The 280-nt window shown below is 69.6% G+C and carries 1 protein-coding gene; it reads left to right on the top strand.

All coding sequences use genetic code 11. The features are described from left to right. A partial coding sequence (locus AC1RPV_RS07795; protein WP_481764201.1) for a 6-phosphofructokinase occupies positions 1-280 on the top strand: 280 nt, incomplete at both ends.

Below are 280 nucleotides of genomic sequence, written 5' to 3'. Positions count from 1 at the left end.
CCTCCGGATCGTCGGCGTCCCGAAGACCATCGACAACGACCTCGCGGCGACCGACTACTCCTTCGGCTTCGACACCGCGGTCGAGATCGCGACCGAGGCCATCGACCGCCTCCGCACCACGGCCGAGTCGCACCAGCGCTGCATGGTGGTGGAGGTCATGGGCCGCCACGTCGGCTGGATCGCCCTGCACTCCGGCATGGCCGGCGGCGCGCACGCCATCCTCATCCCGGAGCAGCCGCAGTCAATCGAGCAGATCTGCGAGTGGGTCGAGTCGGTGCGC

The sequence above is a fragment of the Dellaglioa sp. CoH-55-MRSF-9 genome (assembly GCF_056782155.1).
Note: the sequence above shows the minus strand (reverse complement) of the source record. Positions and strands in the feature narration are given on the sequence as shown.